At 42.0% G+C, this 12,322-nt stretch carries 5 protein-coding genes; 1 reads left to right on the top strand and 4 read right to left on the bottom strand.

Annotated features, from left to right (window positions below; all coding sequences use genetic code 11):
* From AC3WRW_RS29340 to AC3WRW_RS29330, 3 genes are all read right to left on the bottom strand, one after another.
* Positions 1-314: hypothetical protein (locus AC3WRW_RS29340; protein ID WP_492549753.1), on the bottom strand; the 314-nt coding region annotated here is incomplete at its 3' end.
* Positions 315-774: 460 nt separating this feature from the next.
* A complete protein-coding gene (locus tag AC3WRW_RS29335) occupies positions 775-1,059 on the bottom strand; it encodes a hypothetical protein (protein WP_492549752.1) in 285 nt (94 codons plus the stop codon).
* Positions 1,060-1,120: 61 nt separating this feature from the next.
* Entirely contained in the window at positions 1,121-3,019 is a 1,899-nt protein-coding gene (locus tag AC3WRW_RS29330; protein WP_492549751.1) for a leucine-rich repeat domain-containing protein, read from the bottom strand.
* 342 nt (positions 3,020-3,361) lie between these two features.
* Between AC3WRW_RS29330 and AC3WRW_RS29325 the strand changes: the two genes are divergently transcribed.
* Positions 3,362-3,931 (top strand): restriction endonuclease, encoded by a 570-nt coding sequence (locus AC3WRW_RS29325; RefSeq protein ID WP_492549750.1) that lies wholly within the window; start codon positions 3,362-3,364, stop codon positions 3,929-3,931.
* A gap of 832 nt (positions 3,932-4,763) precedes the next feature.
* On the opposite strand, the gene AC3WRW_RS29320 is transcribed toward AC3WRW_RS29325, so the two are convergent.
* On the bottom strand, positions 4,764-12,203 hold the full coding sequence (locus AC3WRW_RS29320) for an endo-alpha-N-acetylgalactosaminidase family protein (protein WP_492549749.1): 7,440 nt from the start codon (positions 12,201-12,203) through the stop codon (positions 4,764-4,766).
* Positions 12,204-12,322 lie beyond the last annotated feature (119 nt).

Raw genomic sequence — 12,322 nt, 5'->3', positions numbered from 1 at the left:
TTTCTAATCTCTTCCCATTCTGAATTGTTTTTCAACTCATCAAAATCAGTAAAAAAATCAGCCTCTTTGCTCTGACATTTCTCATCAAGAAACTTATTAAACTCTTCGAGTTTTTTCATCTCATTATCGGATAGCATTCCTGTTTCAACGTAATGATTGCCCATGCCATTGAAATGACTATCAAAATCAATTATCATCTCGTCCCCTACGCACCCGAAGCCCATGATGTATTTTTGTTTTTCAGCAGGAGAAGACAATGTTATTAGCGTTTTAATTAACTCATCAAAATGATATAGTACAATATCTTTGTCCATTAAGAACCCTCCATGCGCAGCTAATCAGCTCAATTGCTTAATTTATCAACGCTAATCTTCAAGTAGTTTGTGTTGCCCCATATGGTCCACTTCTCCCAATTCATCTGAATATGCTATTTCAAGGGGCGCTGGGGCATGCCCTGAGAACTCACAATTTTCCGCCAAACAATGGTACCCTGGCTTTCGGACTCCGTTTTTACAAAAAGATGGAACAGAATTACCATGTTCTTTTTCACCTATCCCGTAAAGACAGTGTAGTTCCACAATAAGATGTGCAAACGCCATGAGCTAATAACCTACTTTCTTTAAAAAAACGTTCATCATTGATTATTCTTAGCACTTTCAAACTATCCTACTAGTTTAATGAGTCTGCCAATCAATTTCGCAGCAGCCTTGCTTTGTAGTTTGTTGATCTAATGTTCACCGTTAACGTAATGGTCTCCAATCTGGATCACGTTCATCAGTATTCCTTGGCTCCCGGTTGAATCTCCCCAATAGTACTTGTTTTTTGGTACTGCCTAACCCCTGACCACGTTAAGTCTTGAAACCATTCCATTAAATAAGGTAATGCAGCTCTATTGCCTGGATAACCAATATTTCTCAACACAATCGCAGCATTATCCCAGCATGGTTTACTACACAAATCACTTGATTGTTTAGCAAAAAGAATTACATCTTCACTTTTCAAGTTAGATAATCTTTTTACTGCATTTCGTTGAATGTCTTCCGGTTTGTTCCAACTCAAATCTTGTAAGCATAATTATACAAAGCATTATTTGTTCCTAATCATTCCTTTAATATTGTTATTAATTGGCTGTTATTACAACTGTCTTGTTTGAGGCATCCCATTTGACCTCAGCGCCTAATGCTTCACTGACAAGTCTAATAGGGACAAATGTACTTCCGTTGATTATTTGAACTTCTGTATCTAATTTCTTTACTTCTCCATTAATTTCCACAACATTAGAACCTACCCGAAGTTTTAATGACAAATCTGATTTAGATGCAATAACAGAACGAGTATCATTCTCCCATGTTACTTTTGCATGTAATGCCTCAAATATTTTCCTCATAGGAACATATATTGACCCTTTTATATTTTGAGGATCTTCTTCGGTCGAATATTCTTGAATTTTACCATCTATCGCTACAAATATGTGATCACCATAAGAAGTAACCACCCCACTCTTTTGTCTAACCTTTAACCAATTCAAAGAATCTTCACTGATAGGATTATTAGCTAAATATATTTCCCAAAGTTGACTTTGACTTTTTAAAATTGAAATATCCGATATATTATTATTAATAAGAGATACCCTTCTCAGATCCGATTGTGAGGATAAAACTGATATATCAGAGATACCATTTCCATCCAAATAAAGTGATTGCAATTTATTAACTTTTTCTAATGGCATTAGATCAGTAATACGATTATTTCGTAGTTCTAATGTAGATAATTTAGTTTGACTTTCAATCCCATTGAGACTACTAATCAGATTATCATTTAATGTGAGTATTAAAAGTTGCGCAAGATTTCCTAGAAAATCAAGTGAGTTTATCCCATTATTATCCAAATAAAGTTCGCCTAATTTAGGCAATTTAGTTAATGGATCCAAATTTAAAACTGGGTTATGACTAAGTTTTAGAAACCGTAATTGTTTCAAATAACTCAGTGGTGTAATATCTGTAATCTTATTGTGTTCTAAGTACAGTGAATTTAATAGATCTGAATCACTTAAAGGTGAAAGGTCCGATATTTCATTATTTGTTAAAATCAGAGCTCGGAGTTTATTAAGCTTTAGAAGAACATGAATATCAGAGATTTGATTATTATGAAGATCGAGCCGATAAAGATTAGACAGATTCTCAATAAAGCTAATATCTTTTAAATGGAGTGATCCTAAATTTAGATTCTCAAGATTTGTGAGTTGTTTTATTACACTTAAATTTTCAATCGGATTATTTGATAATTCTAAACCACCTAGATTAATGAGCCCATTTAATGCGTTAATATCTGTTATCAAATTATCTTCAACACCCAAGTAGCTTAAATTGAGCATACTTCTTAATGAACTTATATCTTCTATCTGATTTTCCTTAAGGTCAATAAATCTTAGCGAGTGAAGTTCCGACAATGGGGAAATATCACTAATTTGATTATGATAGGCAGTAAAGCGTTCTAATTTTTTGAAATCTTGTAGAGGTGAAAGATCCGAAATTAAATTATCGCTTAAATCTAATTCTTTTAGTTGTGAAATTCCTTTAAGGAAACTAATATCAGTAATATTGCTCGCAGCTAAATCCAACACTTCCAGTTGCTTCATTCTCCCCAATAATTCCATATTACTCAAGTTATTGTATCTAAGAGTTAATACTCTAAGATTCTTCAAGTCCAAGAGTGGGCTAATATCTTTAATTTCATTTACTGCCAAGAATAAATTCCTTAAATTTGTCGCGTGCTCCAATCCATTTAATTTAGTGATTCCTTGCCAAGCTGTAGGTCCTAATGTAACCAATCTATCCATGTCAGCTTGTGTTAAAGGAGAACCGTCTTTTTTAAGTTGTTTTCGAATCACTTTATCTAGAGCTGGATCTTCAATAGTAACAATATTGCTCCCGTCGGCTGCCGCAGTAAGTGGTTGGATTAATGCAAAAATCCATATAAAACTTATAGTTAAAATAATGAATAGGGATTGCTTTTTCACAAAATGAACCTCCAATATGAATATTTGATAGTATAATATAGTAATTCGAGTTGTCACACTTTATTCCCTTTTTAGGAAAAGATAGGCGACGATATTGGCTGTTTCTCCGATATTAATAAAGCAGATGAGGGGTTATCTCATCTGCTTTTTCATGATCTGAATCGATCCTAGCTAACGGCCTAGCATAGCTTGCAACTCCACCGATAAAGTATGGCTAGAGTATGTCTTGAGTTCAAAGTGGAAATAACTTGTTAGAAAAGGAGAGGAAGTTCTGTAATGGAAATCATATTGACTTTTGTTGTAATTGTTACGATCATAGGATTCGCTCTATACAAGTACAATTTGAAAGAAAAAGAAATTGTTTCTCTTCGCTCACTTTCCACTAAATTACTTAATACGAATAACCAAATGTATAAAACAATTGCTATGGGTTTGTACTATCGATTTAATAATAAAGAAGACGACTTAAACAAACAGACCTTCACAAGCAACTTTATAAAGAACAATCCTTACGATTTCGAATATTTTGTAGCCGATATTCTAGAGGGAATATACGGAGGGACAACATATGTTACACAGAGTTCAGGGGATTATGGAGTAGACATCGAACATCAGCGGAGTAACGGTCTCTATCTTGTTCAAGTAAAATGCTATAAAGAGGATATCTCTTTTGATCCGATTGCCATTATCCATTCTCAAATGATCAAACAGAATGCTAAAGGTGGCATTGTAATCACGACAAGTGGATTTACTTCAAACGCACAAAAGTATGCAAAAGAAGTCGGCGTTGAATTGATTGATGGACTTCAACTTGTTCATTATTGGTCGCTCTATATGAAAAAACTAGCACATGAACATGGCCATTCTAACAACGATACAAATGACAATAATCATGATTTGAAACAGGCGTGAATTTAAGAAAATAGTTATCTTTTTAAAATATAAATAAATATTTTAATAAAACAACAATCATGTGATATTCCAGAATTAATTAGAAAACGGAGCCCGCAAAGCCGCGGCGCTCCGTTTTTGTTGTTTCAGAATTGTATAGAAACTAAACTCGCCAACGGCCATGTTACTTTTGCATGTAATGCCTCGAATAATTTCCTCACAGGAGCATTTATTAATCAATTACTGGAGTAAATACATATCTAGTCATTTGTCTTATAAAAGCAAATCTCATTCTTTTGATTAACAATTGCTAGTAACTCTGGATGATTTTTCACCAAAAAAACTTTCGTGCCGATTTCGATACCAATCATCAAACAAATCAGGAGTGGAGAAAAGATTAGAAACAGCTTACGAATGTTTGGTTTCAAAATAGTTCTCCTTTCGATAAAATGTTTTATTTTAATTATTGTAAAGCAAAAATAGTTATATATAAGAAAATAAAAAATAATATTATTTTGTGTATAAATCACAAAATATATTTTTTGTTTGTCTTTGGGATAACTTAAGTTCTTTTTCTAGTTTAGCCCCTACATACATGCCTGTTCTACTTCCCGTTCTCTTTCAATTGTACCTTCATATTCGATTACGGAGTATTTTCTTTTTTGCCGCTAGTGCAATCCCTAACTCGATGTTGCTACTTTTACATGCTGGTAGTATGAGAACAAATACATCGGTTTCCAATAACGCTATAAACTCCTTCCTGTCTATATCCATAAGTCGTTCTATTGACTCAGATCTAAAATAAGCAAATCCCGAATCATCATAGATTCGGGATTCGCCTGTGCTTATTTGCTTACGATTTTACAATAAATTTAACAAATCGTTCAAGAATAACCGCCACCTCAGCACGAGTGGCATTATCACGCGGTTTAAGTTGACCATTATGGTCTCCCTCCATGAGTCCCGCCCCAATGGCCCAGGACATCGCGTCCATTGCCCAGTTGCTCATATCCTCGCCTGTCATCGCACCTCTCGCACTCGTGTCGTAACCTAGTACGTTAGCATAGCGGTAGAGCATGGCAGCCATAGATTCACGGGTGATTTCACCCTGCGGATCAAAGCCGGCTCCTGTTCCAAGAACGATACCCTTCTCAGCCGCCCAGTCCACACTATCAGCGTAATATGCGCCACTGTTCACGTCAGGGAAGTTGGAGGATGCATTTGCCTTAATCTCACCCTCTAGGCGGTTAAGCACGGTAACCATCATAGCTCGATTCATCACAGCTTTAGGGGCAAATGTATGGACATCTACTCCCTTGAACAGATCGCGAGAACTGACAAAATCCACACCACCTGCTGCCCAGTTGCTTTCAGGTATATCAGTGAAAGTCTTTACATTGTCAACCAATACGATCGAGGCGGATCCACCCAACAATGCTATTATGCCGCCATTGACGATAGCAGACTTACGAATGATTCGCTTCGTGCCATCTGGCAATACTGCCATAGCCACAGTACCAGAGTTAAGTTTATTAGCTGCTAGCTCTACTTTAACCCCTCCGGTCACTTGATACACAACCTGCTCACCGGACTTGACCTCGATGGTATAGGCATTATCAGCATTCTTTTGCAAATTGATGCTGATGTCAGCTGCACCCTTGGTTAGCCCATTCAGAGCAGAGGTGGCTACTGTCACAGTTCCTAATGGAGTCTCCACGGCTACATCGGCGGCTTTAGATAGTTCCTTTGCTGCGGAAGCTGGTATTACGACAGCAGTCTTCGTAACGCCGGTTCCATCAGTTACCGACGATTTGATAGTGATTATCTTAACACCACTGTCCTTGGCAGCCTTGACCAATGCATCAATGTCAGCAGCAGGAAGCTCCGCCATAAGCGCCCCATCCTTCACTACTGTTTTGACAGTGCCGGTAACGGTTGCAGCGACTTTCTTGTCGGCTGGGGTTACAGTAGTAATCACAGTACCGTTCTTGGTGGTAGTTTCGATAGTCTTGCTACCATCTCTATGCTCAGTGACAACGGATTTGGATTCGCCAAGATTCGGATTAGGGTTCGTGCTTGGCTCGTCAGGATTACTAGTACCCGGATTGGATGGTTCATCTGGGCGAACGTAGCTGCTAGCTGTAATCGTCATGGTCAGCTCAGCTGTCGTGACGCTCTTATCATCCTTAGTTAAGTCAACTTTGAAAATATACTCTCCGTTTGTACCAGTCACATTCGCAGAAGTTCCTGCTTCAGCCTCGGTATAAGAGACAGTGTTGACTTGAGCCGTGATACCGCTTGCCAGCAATCCGTTCACAAGCCCTTGAGCTTTGGCCCTTGCATCAGCCTCAGATTTCACCTCGGACTGGGCTACGGTATATCTGCTCTTCTCAAGCAGCAGCTTTGTGGCTGTGATTAGCTGATTGTCGTTATCTTTGTCTATGACTCGGAAGTTATCGATCGCCATTATGGTGCTGATGTTAACTTTAACCGTGTCTGCTCGGAAGCTCAGGAAGATTCCTGCTGCATTAACAGCGTTCACAGGGAAGGACATAAGCTCTGTGCTTGGACGGGAATTGTAGCTGTATTTCCCAGTTGCACTTTCAGCAAAGGTGCTAGGCTGAAGGGGATAAGTCTCGATGAGACTTCCATCTGCACTACGCACGTCCACGTAATACACAGCGCTTGTCAGCGGGTAATTGCACCCGACCTTTGCGCCATTCTCTTCCTCACGAAGTTCACGGTATGTTTGATAGTCAAACTCAACAACATAGTTCTTTCCTTTTTCAAAGTTCAGTGTTGAAGGCAGCGTGCGCATCATAATGCCGGAATCTTTGCCAATTGTACCGAAAGAGCCGAACTGCTGAGCCTTTAAAGAAGTAAGATTCTTAGTGTCGGGATTACCGTTATTGTCCAGGGTGTCCACAGTATAGTGCTTAATCTGACCGCCCTGAGGGTTCTTATAGGCCAGATGGATATATGGCTGACTGCCCACCTGAGAAATGAACGGGCCCCAGTTTTCATCCAAGTTTTCAAAATCCTCATAATAATAATACCCATCCATCAACGGATTAGGAGTACCAGGCCATTCCCAGCTTCGAAAATCATCCAGATACACCGGCAGACTTCCTGTCACAGTGGAGAAACTGAGCGTAGCCGTATCAACGCCTTCCGGAATGGTAATGTCGACCTTCAGACGCTGGTAATCCATATTCGTGTACTTAGAAGGCCTAATTTTTATAGGAATGCCTAAGGTGGTGTCTACGCTGCTTTCCACAGTCACGTCCCCTGCAGTCGCGCTCAACTTAATCGGACGCATTCCCTGTGACATAGCCCATACAGAGAATGAGTAGGTCTTACCAGACTCCACATTGATCTTCTGAGAGATGGAGCCATTGAAAGTTCCAGCAATGGAGACGCGTGGATCTTCACCCGGGAAGGTCAAGTCGATAGCTACGTTATTGATTTCGCCCTCAGTGGCAGTGACGTCCCACCCATCCAAGCTATGGTCAGTGAAGCCGATATTTTTGATCAGGCCACCCTCACCCCAAGCATGATCGCCAGTTGGGGCAGGCAGTAAATCACTCTTCGCTGTACCATCAGCATTGTATAGGTGCGGCTGATCACCTTTGTTTTTAGTTAGAATATAAGGAGTGCTTAGGTTAATGTTAAGCTTAATTTTCCCGCCGGTATAAGAGATCAGTGTCTCTTCAGCACGTCCGGAATTGGTCAACTTGTATAGATAAGCAGTCCCATTCGAGCCCCAGGAGTCAGGTACTTCCCAGGTTTTTGTCGCATTCACATCGTTATAAACATAGATTTTATCTTCTGTCACGGGACTCCAAGGAATGAAAATCTCAGCGCTGGTAGGCCGGACAGGATTTCCTCCACTGCTATAGCTCTCGATCAATCGCACGCTTGTGACATCAATTCTGGCAACGGCCTTACCGTCTTTGGTAATCGTAAGGTAATCCCTGCCTCCTTCTTTCTTCACCACTGTGCTTACATGGTCTGAGAAGGTAGCAGCGATGCCCGGATCCCAACTCAGCAAGTCGAAGTGCTGAAGATACTTGGTAGGCAGATTATTGCGATAGAAGGTAGTTTGGGCATCACTGAAATTATTGGTGTTGCGCCAATCCGCCACACCCGGCATAAGAGCACCCAGTAACGCACGGTCAGGAGCACCTAAATCTCCAAGTCCATTCATGACAAATCGCATGACTTGGCTCTGGGTTCCGCCTACAGCGTAGTAGAGATCCGTATTCCAATGCACGAATGTAATGTCCTGGTTGAAATCGCCTAATGCTTCCGTTCCTACAGTAATACCGTTTGCGTTCATATATTTTATAAGCTGGGATGCATTGTAACGGGAACCGGCTTGGTACACGTCAACATAGACAAAATCTAGATTAGGAGCAGCAAGTTCAAAGTCGTCTAATCGTTTCTTCAGGGCGCCACTGGTAACATCCTTGGTCTTGTCAACCAGATAAGCTTGATCAAACCAGTTCCAGTTCTTTCTCAGATTTCCATCCACAAGAACCATGTTGTCAAGTTCAGTAGTAAATCCGTCTAGAGCAAACTCAGTAGCATTAAGATGAACGCCATTCTTAATCCCATATTTAAGACCTTCATTAATTAAATAATTAAAGTCTTTAGCGCCGCCCTGCTGAATTCCCACAAACTTATAGTCACCATGGGAATCATCGTGGCCACCCGCTTGGTAGCCCTTGTTCATAATTTTCATACCGAAGCCGTCAGTCAGATAACTGATTGCTTTGGCCTGATCCAGTACTCTCACGAAAGGCTGAGAGGTCTGGCTTGACATGTTCATCGCAATGTACATCCACTCGTTCTTGGTGTTCTCGCTTCCGTACGGCTCTCGCATAATTTCCCGATAAGAGATACCGGCATCCTGCCAGGTAATGTCGCCGTCATGATTCTCATCTCCGCCGATAATTATCTTAGAGTAAGGCTTTTCCTCACCTTCGGGATTAATGACATCATAATACTGCCATGCCCATGCGTTGTTTGCTACAGCGAGATAAGCATCTGCACCTGCACCTACCCTTTGTGTCAGTAGATACTTATTGGTCCCGTTTTCAGCATTGTTCTCAATGGCTGCAACGTTCTTGGCTACTTTGTCATAGAGTAATACATAGGTAGCATTAACGTGGGTTGCGTTCTGGGCTGCACCTTTCAGCTCAATGAACACGTCACTTGCAGGTCCCCATCCGTTAACACGGCCCATTGCTGCACCCGCACCTAGTCCGGCAAAGGAAACCATCTTCTGGTCACTAAACGCGAAGGTGCGGACTTTACCGGTGGTTTGCACCACAGCTGGAATCTCCATAGTCAAAGTTTTGCCTTCTACGGTAAGCACCACAGTAAAGGTAGCCTTAACTCCGCTGCCAGTGGCGGTAATTTCATAGGTTGCAGAGTTCCCTGTCGAAGACTTGAGTTCAGAAGTGGTCGTGCTGTTCACGGCAGGCTGACCAAGCTCCGTGACAATGCTCATACCCGTGTTCTCCGCTCCGGGACGAACACCATTGGCAATCGTATGATTCGCCATATCCTTATACGTGTAGATATGAGGGAACTCCTTGCCCACTAGTACCTTCATCTGATCTGACTGAAGCGTAATATAAGTACCCGCTTCCGGCTCGGGCACATTCACAGCCACTAGGTCATACACAACATGGATAGCTCCAGCTAGAAGAGTCATGGCTTCCCCAGTGATGAGTCCCACTTGTCCTTCGCCGCCGTAGATGCCAGTAAGCTTTCCTAAGTTGTAAGTTTGATAATCATTGCTAGCCTTGCCGCTCCGGATCAGTTGGATGTTCCTGCTATCCGAACTGTTTAGCCGTAGCGTACGTGTTTCTCCTGCAACAGGAGCAGGTATGTTATGAATGGACAGATCAATAGAGACTTTCACGCCATTATTCATTCCGCCTGCAACCCATTTGGAACCATCATACTGAATTGTGGCGTAGTTGTTAACATCTGCGTAATTAAACACTAAACCATAGTTTGTTTTACTGCCGTAGAGTTGGACGGTGTAAATACCACCTACTGCCTTAGGCGAAGCGCTATCAATATAAAGGCCGGCGCCTGTGGATTCAAGCTTACTTGCCCTGCTTGGTGGAAATCTATCTGCTGTCTCACTCCTGGGGATTTCAACCAAGGATAGAGTGGCAGCACTGTTATTCGTCGTGTTACCTCTATTTGCACGAGCCTCATAGGCTGGGAGCACTCCAGCGTTAAAATCCAGGGAAACAAGTCTTTTTCCGCTTGCATCGTACTGTATGATATTGTCCATGGTAACCATTTGACCACTGGTTCGCGTACGGATGGCAAATCCACCGACTCCGGTATAGCCGGAAGAATTTAAGGTATAACCACCAAGGTTGATATATTCTGTATCTCCTTCCTTCATATAATCAAAGGTAAGTCTGGTGCCCTTATAGGTCATCTTCAGCTTGTAGGAGGTATTCGCCTGCAGCATGTGTTCAGGCTCAGTATTAATAACAGGGTTTTGTCTGCTAGAGCCGGTGCTATAATGACCCGACCACTTACCTTGATCGATGGAAATCCCAGCATAGTTCTCCTCATCCAGATATCGTGCCAGGAAACCGAGAGAATTGGGAACTGAATTACCAATTCGGAAAGAAATCTCATAGCTGCCATCAGCCAGTCCGGCATGATCCACTTTGTCTCCCCCGAATGGAAGCAGCTTAATACGGTAATCGTCACTGCCGATCAGACCCATAGCATACCCATCCATACCCCAGGTCGCTTGGTTTACATTGACCGCGCTTACATTGTTACCATTGGGATCCTTGATGGAACTTACATTACTAATTAGGCTCTGGTTATAAGTATCCTGACCTTCCCCTACCACTACTGACGGGAGACTATCGACTCCGGTCGAAGGGTCAACGCCAGGTGTTTTAGCGGTGATGGTGTATGCAAGGTAAATTGCCCCGGTATAGAGACGTGTATTTGCACCGGCCACTATTCCTACTTTACCTTTACCGCTGTATAAATCAGTAAGCTGCCCGATATTATAGGTAACATCATCAACGATTAGCTCGTCGATCTGATTTCCCTGATATTTCAGACTCAAGCCGTAAACCGCTTCGGCTACAGAAACATGACTGATTTGGGATGAGAGGTCGACGGACACCGGATTTCCATTCTTCTTACCTCCGGCAATCCATCCGGAACCGGTATTTTGGATGGTCGCATAATTGTTCTCATCCTTATAGTTGAACACGAGACCGTATTCATTCGTGCTTCCGTTGATCTTAACCGTGTAGATACCGTTGTCAGTCTCAGGCGAAGCGTTGTCGATAAATAGACCCCCACTTACGGATTCAAGCTCATGTGCATTCTCACCTTTGCCAAAGCCAGCTAACACCTTGTTCACACTTGTTAAAGATAAAGTTGCAAGATTGGGGTTAGATGTCGTTCCCTTATTTGTGTAGACTTCGTAGGCAGGAACCGTCGAGTCGCTATCAAAATCTATAGCGTTGACAACCTCACCGTTCAATCCCTTCTGTATGATGTTATCAATCGTAACCTGCGATCCTCCTGCTCCAGATCCGCTCCCCCGATTGAGCCGGATAGCCAGCCCGCCAGGTCCGGTATAATGTCCGGCTGCTGTCATAGTAACAGTGCCCAGATCTGTATAATTCGAATCTCCCTCTTTTAAGTATTTGAGAGATACTTTCGCCCCCTCATAGGTAATCTCTACCTTATAGGAAGTATTGGGTTGTAACTGTTTAATAGGTTGTGTGAATGACAAGTCGTTATTACGGCCATTCGTCGGGACACTGTACTGACTCTTCCAAGTATATACGTTCTGGTTGGTCGTATTATCAATCGTCAGCCCAGTGTAATTAAACTCATCCTTATATCTCACAAGAAATCCAAGACTTCCATACAGCTTATCGCCGGTTCTGAATGTAATCTCATAGATACCGTCGGCTAAGCCCTCGTTCTCCGGTGTGCCACCGAAGTCCTTCAGCTTGACCCGAGCTTCTGCACCGTTATTGGTGATTTGTAGCGCATTGCCGCTCAATAAACCAGATAATTGATTGACAGCGACGAGGCTTGCTTGATCACCAGCGGCTTTTGCCTCATAGGTCGTTATTCCCTGCAAAGACTGCGTATAATTTTCCACCTCGGTATCCGCTGCCCTCACCGTGAAGGAGGGTACCATCGCCAACAATAGCGCCGCTGCCAGAAATAATGATAATGCCGACTTGAACCTATGCTTGTACTTACTTCTCATTTTTTACATCTTTCCTTCCCCTATTGTTATAATTATGCTCTTCATGTTTGACGCCAGCTTAGTTCATCTGTATGATACCTGCATAGTTCCCCGTATTGGAAACCCATCATCATGAGGCG

It is taken from the genome of Paenibacillus sp. FW126-R14 (genome assembly GCF_058789495.1).
Note: the sequence above shows the minus strand (reverse complement) of the source record. Positions and strands in the feature narration are given on the sequence as shown.